This window comes from Mycolicibacterium chubuense (genome assembly GCF_001044255.1).
Lineage (GTDB): Bacteria > Actinomycetota > Actinomycetes > Mycobacteriales > Mycobacteriaceae > Mycobacterium > Mycobacterium chubuense.
The window spans coordinates 1-15,306 of the sequence record NZ_JYNX01000088.1; the positions used below are offsets into that span (position 1 = coordinate 1).

Sequence of the window (15,306 nt, forward strand, 5' to 3'; positions counted from 1 at the left end):
GAAGCTCTGGATCTCGACCCGATCCTGCTTCCCCGCGACCCGCTGCGGCGAGGACGACGTGCTGGCCGGCAACGACGATCCGAACCTGCCGCTGGTGACGTGTTCGCAGGACGGCAAAGAGGTGTACCTGCTGGACAAGTCGATCATCAGCGGTGAGGGCATCGCCAACGCCACCTCCGGGCTGGACCAGCAGCGCGGCGAGTACGTCGTCGACGTGGAGTTCAAGAGCGACGCCTCGAAGACGTGGGCGGACTTCACCGCGGCCAACGTCGGCACCCAGACCGCGTTCGTGCTCGACTCGAAGGTGGTCAGCGCGCCGCAGATCCAGGAGGCGATCCCGGGCGGCCGCACCCAGATCACCGGGCAGTTCACCGCCGACACCGCCCGTGAACTCGCCAACGTGCTCAAGTACGGCTCGCTGCCGCTGTCGTTCGAGTCCTCCGAAGCCGAGACCGTCTCGGCGACGCTGGGCCTGTCGTCGCTGCGGGCCGGCCTGATCGCCGGCGCGGTCGGTCTGGTCGCGGTGCTGATCTACTCCCTGCTGTACTACCGCGTGCTCGGCCTGCTGGTCGCGCTGTCGCTGGTGGCGTCGGGCGCGATGGTGTTCGCGATCCTGGTGCTGCTGGGGCGCTACATCAACTACACGCTGGACCTGGCGGGGATCGCGGGTCTGATCATCGGTATCGGCACGACGGCGGACTCGTTCGTGGTGTTCTTCGAACGCATCAAGGACGAGATCCGCGAGGGTCGTTCGTTCCGGTCCGCGGTACCGCGAGGCTGGGCGCGTGCCCGCAAGACGATCATGTCGGGCAACGCGGTGACGTTCCTGGCCGCAGCGGTGCTGTACTTCCTCGCCGTCGGCCAGGTGAAGGGCTTCGCGTTCACCTTGGGGCTGACCACGATCCTCGATGTGGTGGTGGTGTTCCTGGTGACCTGGCCGCTGCTGTACTTCGCCTCGAAGTCGCCGACCATGGCCAAGCCGTCGCTCAACGGTCTCGGCGCCGTCCAGCAGATCGCACGCGAACGCCGAGCGGCCGCGCACGCGGCGGGACGGGGATAGCTCATGGCACGCAGCAGTTCACGCAACGACACCGACGAGTCGACGGCGCTGGAGGCGCCCGACCTGGAGGCCGGCGCGGCCGACGCGCCCAAGCACGGCTTCTTCGTCCGCCTCTACACCGGCACCGGCGCCTTCGAGGTGATCGGGCGGCGCAAGCTCTGGTACGGCGTCAGCGGGATCATCGTCGCGATCGCCCTCGGCGCGATCGTGTTGCGCGGCTTCACCTTCGGCATCGATTTCGAGGGCGGCACCAAGGTGTCGTTCCCGCGTGGTGACGGTGGGGCCACCACCTCGCAGGTCGAGACGGTGTTCAACGACACCATCGGCAAGCCGCCGGAGTCCGTGGTCGTCGTCGGTAGCGGCGGCTCCGCGACCTTCCAGATCCGCTCGGAGACGTTGAGCAACGACGAGACCGAGAAGCTGCGGACCGCGCTGTTCGACAGGTTCCAGCCGAAGGGCGCCGATGGGCAGCCGAGCAAGCAGGTGATCAGCGACTCCGCGGTGTCGGAGACCTGGGGTGGCCAGATCACACAGAAGGCGCTGATCGCGCTGGTGGTGTTCCTCGTGCTGGCCGCGATCTACATCACGGTGCGCTACGAGCGGTACATGGCGATCGCCGCACTCTTGACCCTGGTTTTCGACCTCGTGGTGACCGCGGGCGTGTACGCCCTGGTCGGGTTCGAGGTGACCCCGGCGACGGTGATCGGCCTGCTCACCATCCTCGGCTTCTCCCTCTACGACACGGTCATCGTGTTCGACAAGGTGGAGGAGAACACCGAGGGCTTCGAGCACACCACCCGGCGGACGTTCGCCGAACAGGCCAACCTCGCGGTGAACCAGACGTTCATGCGGTCGATCAACACCAGCTTGATCTCGGTGCTGCCGATCATCGCCCTGATGGTGATCGCGGTCTGGCTGCTCGGGGTGGGCACGCTGATGGACCTGGCGCTCGTCCAGCTCGTCGGCGTTATCGTCGGCACCTACTCGTCGATCTTCTTCGCGACCCCGCTGCTGGTCAGCCTCCGGGAGCGCACCGACCTGGTGAGCAAGCACACGCGACGGGTGCTCAACCGGCGCAAGACCACGGCGGCCAAGGCGGCCGGCACGGAGGCGACGTACACCGACGAGGCCGAGCAGCCACGCGATGTCGAGCCGGCTGCGGTCACCGCGCCCGCCGGTCCGCCGGCGGCCAAGCCCGCCCCGGGTGCCCGGCCGGTGCGGCCGACCTCGAGCCGGACGGGACGCCCGTCGGGTAAGCGCAGCACCGGAAAGCGTTAGGGAGCGGTAGGTCCGATGGCCCACCGCACCCGTGCGCGGCACGTCACTGTCCTCGCGGCCGTGCTCGCCGTCGTCGGCGTCCTCGGCCTGACCTCGTGCTCGCAGGGCGCGGCCGAGTCGGTCGACTACGCCGTGGACGGCACGCTGATCACGTACAACACCAACACCGTCGCCGGCGCGGCGTCGGGGGGACCGCAGGCGTTCGCGCGGGTCCTGACCGGGTTCAACTATCACGGTCCGGACGGCCAGATCGTCGGCGACCACGACTTCGTCCCGCACTGCCGGATCTCGGGTTCCGACGACATCGCGGTGACCGCCGGCTCGGCGGTCGTGATCGTGACCGCGGGGGCGAAGCAGAAGCCCGGGCAGAGCCGCCTGGATCTGGCCGCGGCGAATGTGGCGATGCGCAGAGCCTCACGCCGCAGTTGCTCGAGCATTCGCCGGACGCGGTGATCCTGNTGGATCCAGGTGCTGCTGATCGCCTCGGTGCTGGTGCTCGACTACGAGATCAAGCCCGAGGCCGTCTACTCCGACGGCAAGCCCATCACGTGTGACGACATGGTGCTCGCGTGGGCGTCACAGTCCGGCCGGTTCCCGTCGTTCGATGCGGCCAGTCGGGCCGGCTACACCGATATCGCGACCGTCGACTGCACGCCGGGGCAGAAGAAGGCCCGCGTCTCGTTCGCCCAGGACCGCGCGTTCACCGACTACGGGCAGCTGTTCGCTGCGACGTCGATGATGCCGTCGCACGTCATCGCCGATGAGCTCGGATTGGGCGACGGCGGCGTGACGACCGCGCTGCTGAACAACGACGGCCCCGCGGTCGAGCGGATCGCGCAGGTGTGGAACAACACCTGGAACCTGACCCCGGACCTGGACCTCAAGCGGTTCCCGTCCTCAGGGCCCTACCGCATCGACAGCGTCACCGGTGACGGCGCGGTGGTGCTGGTGGCCAACGACAAGTGGTGGGGCACCAAGCCGGTCACCGCCAAGGTGACCGTGTGGCCGCGCAGCGCCGACCTGCAGGACCGGGTCAACGAGGGCGCCTTCGACGTCGTCGACATCGCTGCCGGGTCGTCGGGCACGCTGAATCTGCCCGACGACTACACGCGGACCGATTCGCCGTCGGCCGGCGTGGAACAACTCATCTTCGCCCCGCAGGGCCCGCTGGCCGCGGTGCCTGCGCGCCGGGCGCTCGCGCTGTGCACCCCGCGTGACGTCATCGCCCGCAATGCCTCGGTGCCGCCGGCGAATTCGCGGTTGAACTCCGCGGCCGAGGACGCCTACTCCGGCGCGGAGGCCACCCCGCAGGTCAACGAGTTCGCCGTCGCGAATCCCGATGCGTCCCGGGCCGCGCTGGGCAATCAGCCGCTGACGGTGCGCATCGGCTACCAGACGCCCAATGCGCGGCTGGCCGCCACCGTGGGCGCGATCGCGAAGTCCTGCGCACCCGCCGGGATCACCGTGCAGGACGTGGCGGGAGAGAACACCGGCCCACTGTCGTTGCGCAACAACGAGATCGACGTGCTGATCGCGAGCACCGGCGGTGCGGCGGGAAGCGGGTCCACCGGATCCTCGGCGATGGACGCCTACACCCTGCACAGCGGCAACGGCAACAACCTGCCCCGCTACGCCAACGAGCGCATCGACGGCATCATCTCGACGCTGGCGGTGACTTCCGACCCCAAGGAGCTGGCCCGGTTGCTCGCCGAGGCGGGCCCCATCCTGTGGGGCGACATGCCCACGCTGCCGCTGTACCGTCAGCAGCGCACGCTGCTGGCGTCGACGAAGATGTATGCGGTGAGCGGCAATCCGACGCGCTGGGGCGCGGGGTGGAACATGGACCGATGGAAGTTGAGCCAGTGAGCGGCACGCGTGAGGTCGGCGAGGTGATCGCGTCACTGCTGCGCGAGGTGCCCGACTTCCCCGAACCCGGCGTCCTGTTCAAGGATCTGACGCCGGTGCTGGCCGACGCGACCGGACTGGCCGCGGTGAGCGAGGCGATCGCCGACATCGCCCGCGGCGCCGACCTGGTCGCCGGGGTGGACGCCCGCGGATTCCTGCTGGGCGGTGCCGTCGCGGTCTCGCTCGGCATCGGGGTGCTCGCGGTCCGCAAGGGCGGCAAGCTGCCGCCGCCGGTGCTCAGCGAGACCTACACGCTCGAATACGGCTCGGCGACGCTGGAGGTACCCGCCGATGGCGTCGAACTGGCCGGTCGGTCGATCGTCGTGATCGACGACGTGCTGGCCACCGGGGGAACACTGGCGGCCACCCATCAGTTGCTCAAGGCGGCGGGCGCGACGGTGACCGGTGCGGTGGTGATGCTGGAGCTCGCAGCTCTGGGCGGGCGGGCGGTTCTGGATCCGTTGCCCGTCACCGCCTTGTACACCGTGTGAGCGGATATCCTGCCAACAGCGAGCAGTCAGCGGAGGTGAGCATGGCCGGCGATATCCAGGCAGATCCCCGTGCGGGCCAGACTGCCCCCGCCGTCACGGCGGGCCCGGAGACCCAGCCGATGGAGCTGCCCCGTCCGGACCCCTCCAAGGCCGCGACCAGCGCGTCCCGCCGGGTCCGCGCCCGGCTGGCCCGCCGGATGACCTCCCAGCGCAGCACCGTCAACCCGGTGCTCGAACCGCTGGTCGCGGTGCACCGGGAGATCTACCCGAAAGCCGATCTCACCCTGCTGCAGAAGGCCTATGAGGTCGCCGAGGAGCGCCACGCCGATCAGCTGCGCAAGTCCGGCGACCCCTACATCACCCACCCGCTGGCCGTGGCGAACATTCTCGCCGAGCTCGGCATGGACACCACCACGCTGATCGCCGCGCTGCTGCACGACACCGTCGAGGACACCGGCTACACGCTGGAGGCGCTGACCCAGGAGTTCGGCACCGAGGTCGGCCATCTCGTCGACGGCGTGACCAAGCTGGACAAGGTCGCGTTGGGCACCGCCGCCGAGGGCGAGACGATCCGCAAGATGATCATCGCGATGGCACGCGACCCGCGGGTGCTGGTGATCAAGGTCGCCGACCGGTTGCACAACATGCGCACGATGCGCTTCCTGCCGCCGGAGAAGCAGGCGCGCAAAGCTCGCGAGACGCTGGAAGTCATTGCACCGCTTGCCCATCGGCTGGGCATGGCGACTGTCAAGTGGGAGCTGGAGGATCTGTCGTTCGCGATCCTGCATCCGAAGAAGTACGAGGAGATCGTGCGGCTGGTCGCCGACCGGGCCCCGTCGCGCGACACGTATCTGGCCAAGGTGCGCGCCGAGATCAACGCGACGCTGGCCGCCTCGAAGATCAACGCCGTCGTCGAGGGCAGGCCGAAGCACTACTGGTCGATCTACCAGAAGATGATCGTCAAGGGCCGCGACTTCGACGACATCCACGACCTGGTGGGTGTGCGGATCCTGTGCGACGAGCTGCGTGACTGCTACGCCGCGGTCGGCGTGGTGCACTCGCTCTGGCAGCCGATCGCCGGCCGGTTCAAGGACTACATCGCCCAGCCGAGGTTCGGGGTGTACCAGTCGCTGCACACCACGGTCGTCGGACCGGAGGGCAAGCCGCTGGAGGTGCAGATCCGCACCACCGACATGCACAAGACCGCCGAGTACGGCATCGCCGCGCACTGGCGCTACAAGGAGGCCAAGGGCCGCAATGCGCAGCCCGGCGGCCACGCGGCCACCGAGATCGACGACATGGCCTGGATGCGTCAGCTTCTCGACTGGCAGCGGGAGGCCGCCGACCCGGGGGAGTTCCTGGAGTCGCTGCGCTACGACCTCGCGGTGCAGGAGATCTTCGTGTTCACCCCCAAGGGCGACGTGATCACGCTACCCACGGGGTCGACGCCGGTGGACTTCGCCTACGCGGTGCACACCGAGGTGGGTCACCGCTGCATCGGCGCCCGGGTCAACGGCCGGCTGGTCGCGCTGGAACGCAAGCTCGAGAACGGCGAAGTGGTCGAGGTCTTCACGTCGAAGGCCCAGAACGCCGGCCCGTCGCGGGACTGGCAGACGTTCGTCGTGTCGCCGCGGGCGAAGGCCAAGATCCGGCAGTGGTTCGCGAAGGAGCGGCGCGAGGAGGCGCTCGAGTCCGGCAAGGACGCGATCGCGCGTGAAGTGCGCCGCGGCGGACTTCCGTTGCAGCGCTTGATGAATGCCGAGACCATGGCCGCGCTCGCGCGGGAGTTGCGCTACCTCGACGTGTCGGCGCTCTACACCGCGGTCGGCGAGGGGCACGTGTCGGCCCGGCATGTGGTGCAGCGGCTGGTCGCCCAGATCGGCGGCGACGACGAGGCGGCCGACGAGCTGGCGGAGCGTTCGACGCCGGCGACCATGCCGGTGCGGCAGCGCACCAGCGACGACGTCGGGGTCGCGGTGCCGGGGGCGCCGGGCGTGCTGACCAAGCTCGCCAAGTGCTGCACGCCGGTGCCCGGCGACAACATCATGGGCTTCGTCACCCGCGGCGGTGGGGTGAGCGTGCACCGCACCGACTGCACCAACGCCGCCTCCCTGGAGCAGCAGTCGGAGCGCATCATCGACGTGCAGTGGGCGCCGTCGCCGTCGTCGGTGTTCCTGGTCGCGATCCAGGTCGAAGCCCTCGACCGGCACCGGTTGCTCTCCGACGTCACCCGGGTGCTCGCCGACGAGAAGGTCAACATCCTGTCGGCGTCGGTGACGACGTCCAACGACCGCGTCGCGATCAGCAGGTTCACCTTCGAGATGGGTGACCCCAAGCATCTCGGCCACGTGCTGAACGTGGTCCGCAACGTGGAGGGCGTGTACGACGTCTACCGGGTCACGTCCGCGGCCTAGTTTCGCCCGGCGTCATCGCGCCGGCATCAGGATGGTGTCGATCAGATACTTCTTGCGGGTTCCCTTGCGGGCGTTGGCTGTTCGGGATGTGACCGCGGCCGCGAGGTCGCTGCGCAGGTCGGCGAGTTCGTCGTCGGTGAGCCACAGGGCGGCTTGGGTGAACCCCACGCCGTCATCGACGACGTCGGCGCCGGGGGTGGCGAGGTAGCGGTCGAAGTCGGCCATGAGCATGGTGCAGAACGCCGTGAAGGCGCGGCGGTGATCGTCGCGACTGAGTCGGCGGGCATCCTCGGCTGTCACGCCGGCGTTGGGCAGGTGCAGGCGGAAGCCCCGTTCCACGGCGCCCCGGACCCGCTTTTCGTGCGCCACCTCGAGGACGCCGGCGTCGGCCAGGGTGGCGATGTGGCGATACAGCGACGCGGACGGTATCTCGGGAAGTTCGTCGCGCAGTTGGCCCGCGGTCATCGTGGCGCCGTCGAGCAGTGCTTGGACGATGCGCATGCGCACGGGGTGCAGGAGAACGTCGACGGTCCGCATACCCGCCATTATCAACCCTGATACCATTCTCAATATTGAGAAAGGAGACGAGATGGCTGAACTACGTCGCGATGGCGACCAGCTCGAGGTGCGACTGACGGTGACCGAGAAGATCGCGGGGCTGCGCGGCAACATCAGGGTGCCGGCGTCGGCTGTCGCCGCGGTCGCGGTGGCCGACCAACCGCTTTCCGCCGTGGCCGGGGTGCGCGCTCCGGGACTGCATCTGCCCGGGCGGACGAAGATCGGCACGTGGCGGCACGCGGGTCGGAAGACGTTCGCGGTCGCCCGGCGAGGCGTGCCCGCGATCAGGGTCGACCTGGTCGGTCAGCGGTATGACCGCCTCGTCATCAGCCAGCCCGACGCCGCGACGGTCGCCGAGGCGCTGGGCTGAGCCGGCGCGTCAGTCCAGCTGCAGCGACTTGATGGTGACGTCGAGCTTCGGCGCGCCGTCGTCGCCGCCCTCCTTGGTGCCCGCCGCGGCGATCTTGTCCAACGTGGCCAGGCCGGTCTGGTCGATGGTGCCGAACACCGTGTAGTTCGGCGGCAACTGCGAATCCTTGTAGACGAGGAAGAACTGGCTCCCGTTGGTGCCCGGACCGGCGTTGGCCATGGCCAAGGTGCCGCGCGGGTAGACGACGGGCTGCTGCAGCTTGGGGTCGTCGGGCTGGTACTGGTCGGTCGGGTATTCGTTGGCGAACTGGTAACCCGGTCCGCCGGTGCCCTGCCCGGTGGGGTCACCGCACTGCAGGACGGCGAGCCCCTCGCTGGTGGTCAGCCGATGGCAGGGGGTGTTGTTGAAAAAGCCCTTGTTGGCCAGGCTGGCGAAGCTGTTTACCGTGCACGGCGACTTGGCGTTGTCGAGCTCCAGACCCAGGTTGCCCTGGTTGGTCTCCATGCTCGCGCTGACCTTGGCGGGCTCCGTCGGCACCTTGCCCGCCCGGGGCGGCTCGACGGGCTTGCTGGCCGCCTCGGTCGACTTCGGGTACTCGCAGTTGCTGCCCAGACCCTCGGGCGCGGCGAACGCCGGCAGCGCGGGCGGCTTCCCGGGTTCGGGGGCGTCGAGCGGCGAGTTCGCCGCCGAGGTGGGGGTGGCGGTCGACGACGACGCGCTCGGCGTGCTGGAGCCACGGTTGGTGAGGACGACGGTCGCCACCACCGCGGCGATCACGACGACCGCTGCAGCCACCGATCCGATGATCGTGTACAGGCGGCGCTTGCGGTCCTTCTCGGCACGTCGCTCGAGCTGCCGTTCGAGCTTGCGCTTGGCGGTGGCTCGCCGTTGTTCGTTCGTCGGCACGGGCCGGGTCCTCCTCGAAGTCGATCAGGTCGGCACCGAGTGTGCCAGCACGGGCTGAGAAAAGCGGCTGCGACCCTCCTGAACAGCGTGCAGCCCTGCGCGTGGGAAGCTTGACGGCGTGTTGATCACCGGATTTCCGGCCGGCGTGCTGGCGTGCAACTGCTACGTGCTCGCGCACCGGCAGGGCGCCGACGCCATCGTCGTCGACCCCGGCCAACGCGCGATGGGTCCGTTGCGCCGGATCCTCGACGAGAACCGGCTCACCCCGGCCGCGGTCCTGCTCACCCATGGCCACATCGACCACATGTGGTCCGCGCAGAAGGTCGCCGACACCTACGGCTGCCCCACCTACATCCACCCGGCCGACCGCCACATGCTCAGGGATCCGATCAAGGGCTTCGGTCCCCGCGTCGCGCAGAAGGCGTTCGGGGCGCTGTTCCGCGAACCCAAGCAGGTCGTGGAACTCGACCGCGACGGCGACAAGCTCGACCTGGGCGGCATCACCGTGGCCGTGGACCACACCCCCGGTCACACGCAGGGCTCGGTGGTTTTCCGGGTCGCGGGCGGACCTGAAGAGGTGGCCCTCACCGGCGACACCCTGTTCCGTCAGTCGGTGGGCCGCACCGACCTGCCCGGGGGTAGCGGACGGGACCTGCTGACCTCGATCCTGACAAAACTGTTGGTGCTCGACGACGACACCCTGGTATTACCGGGACACGGCGAGCGCTCCACCATCGGCCTCGAACGCCGCACCAACCCGTTCCTCGAAGGTTTGACCCCGTGACCGAATTCAAGGCGCCCAAAGGCGTCCCCGATTACCTGCCGCCCGACTCCGCCGAGTTCGTCGCAGTGCGCGCCGGCCTGCTCGGCGCCGCGCGCCGCGCGGGATACGGCGACATCGAGCTGCCGATCTTCGAGGACACCGCGCTGTTCGCGCGCGGGGTGGGGGAGTCCACCGACGTCGTCTCCAAGGAGATGTACACGTTCGCCGACCGCGGCGACCGGTCGGTGACGTTGCGCCCGGAGGGCACTGCCGGCGTCATGCGCGCGGTCATCGAGCACGGCCTCGACCGCGGGCAGCTGCCGGTCAAGCTGTGCTACTCGGGACCGTTCTTCCGGTACGAGCGGCCGCAGGCGGGTCGCTACCGGCAGCTGCAGCAGGTCGGGGTCGAGGCGATCGGTGTCGACGACCCGGCGCTCGACGCCGAGGTGATCGCGGTGGCCGACGCCGGCTTCCGTGCGCTCGGCCTCGACGGTTTCCGGCTGGAGATCACCTCGCTGGGCGACGACACCTGCCGGCCGCAGTACCGGGAACTGTTGCAGCAGTTCCTGTTCCGTCTGGACCTCGACGAAGAAACGCGGCGGCGTGCCGAGATCAACCCGCTGCGGGTACTCGACGACAAGCGGCCGCACATCAAGGAGATGACGGCGGAGGCACCGTTGATGCTCGACCATCTCTCCGACCTCGCCAAGGAACACTTCGAGACGGTGCTCGCGCACCTCGATGCCCTGGCGGTGCCGTACGTGATCAATCCGCGGATGGTGCGCGGGCTGGACTACTACACGAAGACGACGTTCGAGTTCGTGCACGACGGGCTCGGCGCGCAGTCCGGGATCGGCGGCGGCGGCCGCTACGACGGGCTGATGAGTCAGCTCGGCGGGCGCGACCTGTCGGGCATCGGGTTCGGGCTCGGTGTCGACCGCACGCTGCTGGCATTGCGGGCCGAGGGCAAGACCGCGGGTGAGACGGCCCGCGTCGATGTGTACGCGGTGCCGCTGGGCGCGGACGCCAAGATCCGGCTGGCGGTGCTGGCCGCGCAACTGCGCGCGGCGGGCGTGCGGGTGGACATGGCTTACGGCGACCGCAGCCTGAAGGGCGCGATGAAGGGCGCCGACCGCTCGGGTGCCGCGATCGCGCTGGTGGCGGGGGACCGCGACCTGGAGGGCGGCACCGTCGGGGTGAAGACACTGGGTACCGGCGAGCAGGTCGACGTCGCGGTCGGCGATGTGGTCGCCCACGTCCTCGCCCAGCTGGCCTGAATCTCCCCCCCTTCGCGCGAGCCGGGGGGTACCGGTACCTCCCCCTTCGCGAGCGTGCGTGTCTGCGGGCGACGCGCCGCGCAATTGCGGGAGATCGCGCACGCTCGCCGGTCGCCGCACGCGGTCAACGCCCGAACACGGCAGCAGTCAGCACTGCGTCTAGAGTGCCGACGTCGCCGCCGAACGGGTTGCCGCGCTTGAGGATCCGCTCGCCCGCTGGTGTCACGGCGACGAGCTTCGGCGAGCTGGACGTCATCTGCATCCGGCGCTCGAACCGCACCTCGTCCAGCGGCGCGATGACCGCGCCGGTGCCGTCCCGGTACACGCGGTGGGCGCGATCGAACACGGCCACCGGCGTGAACGACTGCAGCGGACGCCGGCGCCTGCGGCGTATCGCCGCGAGGGTGGACACCGTCGCCGCTGCGAACCCGACGCCTGCTACCAGAACGGCCCCGCCGATCATCCCGAACTGCGGCGCCTCCCCACCGAACACCGCCGACAGCACGGCTACCGCACCGAAGCCGAGGAAGACCAGCGTGAGCACGCCCAGGACGAACGCCGTGACCTCCGCTGGGCCCTTGCCGCGGTCGATCACGACGATGTCGGCCCCTTGCTCGACGACCACCAACCCGCCCTGTTCGGCGAGCACAACGGGTTCGACGGCTGCGGCCATGGCCTCAGCGTGCCGATTGTTCGCGGCGAGCGTGCGGATTGTCGGCCAAAAAGTCGGCGTGTCGACCGCAGACACGCACGCTCGCGCAGGGACGCACGCCCAGCTCGCGCAGGAGGGAGGTCAGATGGCCATCGCGGCGCGGACGTCGGCTTCCGACGCCGAACCGCCCGTGCCGCTGGAGGTGACCCGGCCGGCCTCGAGGATGTAATACCGCTGCGAGGACTCCAGCGCGAAACCGATGTGCTGTTCCACGAGCAGCACGCCGAGATCACCGCGATCGGTCAGCGCGGTGATGGCCGCCTCGATCTCTGCGACCACCGACGGCTGGATGCCCTCGGACGGCTCGTCGAGGATCAGGCATTTCGGCGAGGTGATCAGGGCGCGGGCGATCGCCAGTTGCTGGCGCTGGCCGCCGGAGAGCAGACCGGCGCGGCGGGTGAGCAGTTCCTTGAGAGCGGGGAACAGGTCGAGCTGTTCGTCGATCAGCGCCTTGCCGTTCTTGCGACCGTCGGCGACCACCTGCAGATTCTCCGCGGTGGTCAACTGGCCGAACGACTGCTGGCCCTGCGGCACGTAGGCCAGGCCGCGGGCCACCCGGGCGCTGGGTCGTAGTTTGCTGATGTCCTCACCGTCGAAAAGCACTCGGCCACTGACGCATTTGAGCAGTCCGACCGCGGCGCGCAGCAGCGTGGTCTTGCCGGCACCGTTGTGGCCCATCACCGCGGCGACGCCGTCGGCCGGGACCTCGAGGCTGACGCCGTGGATGACCTCGCTGCGGCCGTAGCCGGTATGGACGTCGACGAGTTGCAGTGTCATGCGATCCCTTCCGCGCCTGCGGCCGCGGTCCCGAGGTAGACCTCCTGCACCTTGGGGTTGGCCTGCACCTCGGCCACCGATCCCTCGGCGATCACCTGGCCGCGCGCGAGCACCGTCACCGACGTCGCGAATGCCCGCATGAAGTCCATGTCGTGTTCGACGACCACCACGGTGCGCTCAGCTCCGATGCGCCGCAACAGATTACCGGTCTCCTCGCGCTCTTCGGTACTCATCCCCGCGACCGGTTCGTCGAGCAACAGCACGTCGGCGTTCTGCACCAGCAGCATGCCGATCTCCAGCCATTGTTTCTGTCCGTGTGCCAGCACGCCCGCGGGGCGGTCGGCGAGGTGGGTCAGACCGATCGTGTGCAGTGCCTGCTCGATGGCCGGCAGCACGCCGCGGCGCCGGCGCAGCAGCGTCCACACCGATCGTCCGGCACCGGCGGCGATGTCGAGGTTCTGCAGCACCGTCAGCTGCTCGAACACACTCGCGGTCTGGAACGTGCGTCCCACTCCGCGGCGGGCGATCTGATGCACCTTTCTGCCGAGCAGTTCCACGCCGGATTTGTTCACCGACCCGGTGGCGGGCACCAGGCCGGTGATGGCGTCGATCACCGTGGTCTTGCCGGCGCCGTTGGGCCCGATCAAGAACCGCAGGTCGCCCTGGAACAGCGTCAGGTCGACGTCGCTGACCGCCTTGAAACCGTCGAAATCGACGGTCAGGCCGCGCACTTCGAGGTATTGCGTGCCCATCCCGGCGTTGCCACCCTCGACGGGTTCCTTGCCCGCGGTGCCGGCGTCGACCTCGGTCACGAGCTCACCCCTACCGTCTCCGTGTCCGGCGCCTCCTGCTCAGCCGGCGCCGGGGGCTTTCTGCGTCGGCGCCGCAGCACCACGCCCAGCCCCGCGAGCCCGGCGGGGAAGAAGCCGACGACGACGATGAACAGCAGGCCCTGGGCATATGTCCACTCCGACGGGAAGCGTTCGGAGAACAGGGTTTGCGCCCAGGCCACCCCGATGGCACCCAGTACCGGACCCAGGAGAGTGGTGCGCCCGCCGATCGCGACGCCGATGAGGAACGCGATCGACGGCAGGATGCCGACCTGCGACGGCGCGATGAACCCCACGATGGGCGCGAACAACGCCCCGGCGATACTGGCGAACAGCGCTGCGACGGTGTAGGCCACCACCTTGATGTTGGCCGGGTCGTAGCCCAGGAAGCGCACCCGCTCCTCGCCGTCGCGGACCGCCACCAGCAGTTCGCCGTAGCGGCTCTGCATCAGTTGGCGCACCACGGCGACGACGATCAGCAGCACCGCCGCGGCGATGAAGTACAGCATCCGACGGTTCACCGGGTCGTTGAGTGTGAACCCGAAGAACGTGCGGAATCTGTTGAGCCCGTTGGACCCTCCGAGTCCGGTCTGCCCGACCAGCAGGATCGCCAGCGCGGCGGCCAGCGCCTGCGACAGGATCGCGAAGTAGGCGCCCTTGACCCTGCGTTTGAACACGCCGAAGCCGAGCGCCGCGGCGATGCCGGTCGGGATCACCACGATGGCCGCGAGGGTCACCGCTGGGGAGGCGAACGGTTGCCAGTACGAGGGCAATTCGCGGATGCCCTGGATCTGCATGAAGTCGGGTACCTCGTCGCCGCGCAGCTGCGCGTCGGCGATCTTGAGGTGCATCGCCATCATGTATCCGCCCAGGCCGAAGAACACGCCCTGGCCGAGCACCAGCATGCCGCCGCGGCCCCACGCCAGGCCGATGCCGACCGCGACGATGGCGAAACACAGGAACTTGCCCAGCAGGCTGAGCCGGAAGTCCGACAGCATCGCGGGGGCGACCACGAACAGCACCACTGCCGCGACGCCGAACCCGGCCCAGGTCTGCCAGCGGCCGAGAAGCGATCTCACACGAGACTCCTTGTCCGCACGGTGAACAGACCCTGCGGGCGTACCTGCAGGAAGATCACGATGATCACGAAGACGATCACCTTGGCCAGGGACGCCGTGGTGTTGTACTCGATGAACGAGTTGAGGAACCCGAGCGCGAACGCTGCGATCACGGTTCCCTTGATCTGGCCCAGGCCGCCGACCACGACCACCAGGAACGCGTCGATCAGATAGCTCTGGCCGATGGTCGGGCTGGTGGAACCGATCAGCGTCAGCGCCACGCCGGCCACCGCCGCGAGGCCGGATCCGATGAAGAACGTGGTGATGTCGGTCCTGCGCGACGAGATGCCGCTGGTCTCGGCCAGGTCGCGGTTCTGCACGACCGCGCGGATGCGACGGCCCATCGGGCTGACCTTCAACACGGTGGCCAACACCGCGACGCAGACCACGGCCAGCACCAGGATGAAGATGCGGGTCTTGGGCACCACGGCGCCGAAGACCTCCATGCCGCCGGACAACCACGCCGGCGCCACCACGTTGACCGCCGGGGCGCCGAAGACGTCGCGCGCCACCTGCTGCAGGATCAGGCCGACGCCGAAGGTCACCAGCAGCGTGTCCAGCGGCCGGTCGTACATCCGCTGGATCAAGCCGACCTCGAGCAGAGCGCCCATCGCCCCGCCGACGAGGAATCCGACGGCCAGCGAGATGATCAGCGAGACACCGGCACTGGAGACGACCTGCTGCACCACATAGGCGGTGTAGCACCCGGCCATGATGAACTCGCCGTGCGCCATGTTGATGACGCCCATCTGGCCGAACGTCAGCGACAGGCCCAGCGCGGCCAGCAACAGGATCGAGCCGAGGCTCAATCCTGTTGCCAGCTGCCCGATCAGGACATCCATGCGCG

Annotated in this window: 15 protein-coding genes and 2 pseudogenes; 10 read left to right on the forward strand and 7 right to left on the reverse strand. The window is 69.0% G+C overall.

All coding sequences use genetic code 11. The features are described from left to right. The 7 genes and pseudogenes from secD to MCHUDSM44219_RS26720 form a co-directional block, all read left to right on the forward strand. A partial coding sequence (secD, locus tag MCHUDSM44219_RS26695) for a protein translocase subunit SecD (protein WP_048421300.1) occupies positions 1–1,060 on the forward strand: 1,060 nt, incomplete at its 5' end. 3 nt (positions 1,061–1,063) lie between these two features. After that, positions 1,064–2,338 (forward strand): protein translocase subunit SecF, encoded by a 1,275-nt coding sequence (gene secF / locus MCHUDSM44219_RS26700; RefSeq protein ID WP_048421301.1) that lies wholly within the window; start codon positions 1,064–1,066, stop codon positions 2,336–2,338. 15 nt (positions 2,339–2,353) lie between these two features. Continuing rightward, positions 2,354–2,683 (forward strand): annotated as a pseudogene (locus MCHUDSM44219_RS31445) (hypothetical protein); the annotation flags it as partial. After that, on the forward strand, positions 2,675–2,791 hold the full coding sequence (locus MCHUDSM44219_RS31805; protein WP_413783656.1) for a hypothetical protein: 117 nt from the start codon (positions 2,675–2,677) through the stop codon (positions 2,789–2,791). The pseudogene MCHUDSM44219_RS31445 and the gene MCHUDSM44219_RS31805, both read left to right, overlap by 9 nt. Positions 2,792–2,797: 6 nt before the next feature. Further along, positions 2,798–4,204 (forward strand): annotated as a pseudogene (locus MCHUDSM44219_RS26710) (ABC transporter substrate-binding protein); the annotation flags it as partial. Further along, a complete protein-coding gene (locus MCHUDSM44219_RS26715; protein ID WP_048421303.1) occupies positions 4,186–4,734 on the forward strand; it encodes an adenine phosphoribosyltransferase in 549 nt (182 codons plus the stop codon). The pseudogene MCHUDSM44219_RS26710 and the gene MCHUDSM44219_RS26715, both read left to right, overlap by 19 nt. 119 nt (positions 4,735–4,853) lie before the next feature. Continuing rightward, the gene (locus MCHUDSM44219_RS26720) at positions 4,854–7,148 is read left to right on the forward strand and encodes a RelA/SpoT family protein (RefSeq protein ID WP_236695598.1); all 2,295 of its coding nucleotides are present in this window, start codon (positions 4,854–4,856) and stop codon (positions 7,146–7,148) included. 12 nt (positions 7,149–7,160) lie between these two features. Here the strand turns inward: MCHUDSM44219_RS26720 and MCHUDSM44219_RS26725 are convergent, their stop codons facing one another. Then, the gene (locus MCHUDSM44219_RS26725; protein ID WP_048421304.1) at positions 7,161–7,685 is read right to left on the reverse strand and encodes a helix-turn-helix domain-containing protein; all 525 of its coding nucleotides are present in this window, start codon (positions 7,683–7,685) and stop codon (positions 7,161–7,163) included. Positions 7,686–7,737: 52 nt separating this feature from the next. Here MCHUDSM44219_RS26725 and MCHUDSM44219_RS26730 point away from each other — a divergent pair, with 52 nt between their 5' ends. Then, positions 7,738–8,076 carry a hypothetical protein gene (locus MCHUDSM44219_RS26730; protein ID WP_048421305.1) on the forward strand — a complete coding sequence of 113 codons (339 nt, stop codon included), beginning with the start codon at positions 7,738–7,740 and terminating at the stop codon, positions 8,074–8,076. A gap of 9 nt (positions 8,077–8,085) precedes the next feature. Here MCHUDSM44219_RS26730 and MCHUDSM44219_RS26735 read toward each other — a convergent pair whose 3' ends face one another. Continuing rightward, on the reverse strand, positions 8,086–8,982 hold the full coding sequence (locus MCHUDSM44219_RS26735) for a peptidylprolyl isomerase (RefSeq protein WP_048421306.1): 897 nt from the start codon (positions 8,980–8,982) through the stop codon (positions 8,086–8,088). A gap of 118 nt (positions 8,983–9,100) precedes the next feature. On the opposite strand from MCHUDSM44219_RS26735, the gene MCHUDSM44219_RS26740 reads away from it, so the two are divergent. Further along, positions 9,101–9,766 (forward strand): MBL fold metallo-hydrolase, encoded by a 666-nt coding sequence (locus MCHUDSM44219_RS26740; protein ID WP_048421307.1) that lies wholly within the window; start codon positions 9,101–9,103, stop codon positions 9,764–9,766. After that, complete coding sequence (hisS, locus tag MCHUDSM44219_RS26745) at positions 9,763–11,022, forward strand: histidine--tRNA ligase (RefSeq protein WP_048421308.1); 1,260 nt, start codon at positions 9,763–9,765, stop codon at positions 11,020–11,022. Before MCHUDSM44219_RS26740 ends, hisS begins: the two co-directional genes overlap by 4 nt. A 124-nt stretch (positions 11,023–11,146) precedes the next feature. Here the strand turns inward: hisS and MCHUDSM44219_RS31455 are convergent, their stop codons facing one another. The 5 genes from MCHUDSM44219_RS31455 to urtB all read right to left on the reverse strand — a co-directional run bounded on the left by MCHUDSM44219_RS31455 (position 11,147) and on the right by urtB (position 15,301). After that, entirely contained in the window at positions 11,147–11,695 is a 549-nt protein-coding gene (locus MCHUDSM44219_RS31455) for a hypothetical protein (protein WP_236695594.1), read from the reverse strand. A gap of 120 nt (positions 11,696–11,815) precedes the next feature. Next, positions 11,816–12,511 (reverse strand): urea ABC transporter ATP-binding subunit UrtE, encoded by a 696-nt coding sequence (urtE, locus tag MCHUDSM44219_RS26755; RefSeq protein ID WP_048421309.1) that lies wholly within the window; start codon positions 12,509–12,511, stop codon positions 11,816–11,818. Further along, complete coding sequence (urtD, locus tag MCHUDSM44219_RS26760; protein ID WP_413783657.1) at positions 12,508–13,263, reverse strand: urea ABC transporter ATP-binding protein UrtD; 756 nt, start codon at positions 13,261–13,263, stop codon at positions 12,508–12,510. Before urtD ends, urtE begins: the two co-directional genes overlap by 4 nt. Positions 13,264–13,319: 56 nt before the next feature. Then, positions 13,320–14,420 carry an urea ABC transporter permease subunit UrtC gene (gene urtC, locus MCHUDSM44219_RS26765; RefSeq protein ID WP_048421311.1) on the reverse strand — a complete coding sequence of 367 codons (1,101 nt, stop codon included), beginning with the start codon at positions 14,418–14,420 and terminating at the stop codon, positions 13,320–13,322. Further along, positions 14,417–15,301: an urea ABC transporter permease subunit UrtB gene (gene urtB / locus MCHUDSM44219_RS26770; RefSeq protein WP_048421312.1), complete on the reverse strand. Its 885-nt coding sequence runs from the start codon at positions 15,299–15,301 to the stop codon at positions 14,417–14,419. Before urtB ends, urtC begins: the two co-directional genes overlap by 4 nt. Positions 15,302–15,306 lie beyond the last annotated feature (5 nt).

What these genes read in the sequence shown, in the direction of transcription:
- secF (WP_048421301.1), top strand. Translation starts at nt 1,064, where the DNA reads ATGGCACGCAGCAGTTCACGCAACGACACCGACGAGTCGACGGCGCTG.
- MCHUDSM44219_RS26715 (WP_048421303.1), top strand. Translation starts at nt 4,186, where the DNA reads ATGGAAGTTGAGCCAGTGAGCGGCACGCGTGAGGTCGGCGAGGTGATC.
- MCHUDSM44219_RS26720 (WP_236695598.1), top strand. Translation starts at nt 4,854, where the DNA reads ATGGAGCTGCCCCGTCCGGACCCCTCCAAGGCCGCGACCAGCGCGTCC.
- MCHUDSM44219_RS26725 (WP_048421304.1), bottom strand. Translation starts at nt 7,685, where the DNA reads ATGCGGACCGTCGACGTTCTCCTGCACCCCGTGCGCATGCGCATCGTC.
- MCHUDSM44219_RS26730 (WP_048421305.1), top strand. Translation starts at nt 7,738, where the DNA reads ATGGCTGAACTACGTCGCGATGGCGACCAGCTCGAGGTGCGACTGACG.
- MCHUDSM44219_RS31455 (WP_236695594.1), bottom strand. Translation starts at nt 11,695, where the DNA reads ATGGCCGCAGCCGTCGAACCCGTTGTGCTCGCCGAACAGGGCGGGTTG.
- urtE (WP_048421309.1), bottom strand. Translation starts at nt 12,511, where the DNA reads ATGACACTGCAACTCGTCGACGTCCATACCGGCTACGGCCGCAGCGAG.
- urtD (WP_413783657.1), bottom strand. Translation starts at nt 13,263, where the DNA reads ATGGGCACGCAATACCTCGAAGTGCGCGGCCTGACCGTCGATTTCGAC.
- urtB (WP_048421312.1), bottom strand. Translation starts at nt 15,301, where the DNA reads ATGGATGTCCTGATCGGGCAGCTGGCAACAGGATTGAGCCTCGGCTCG.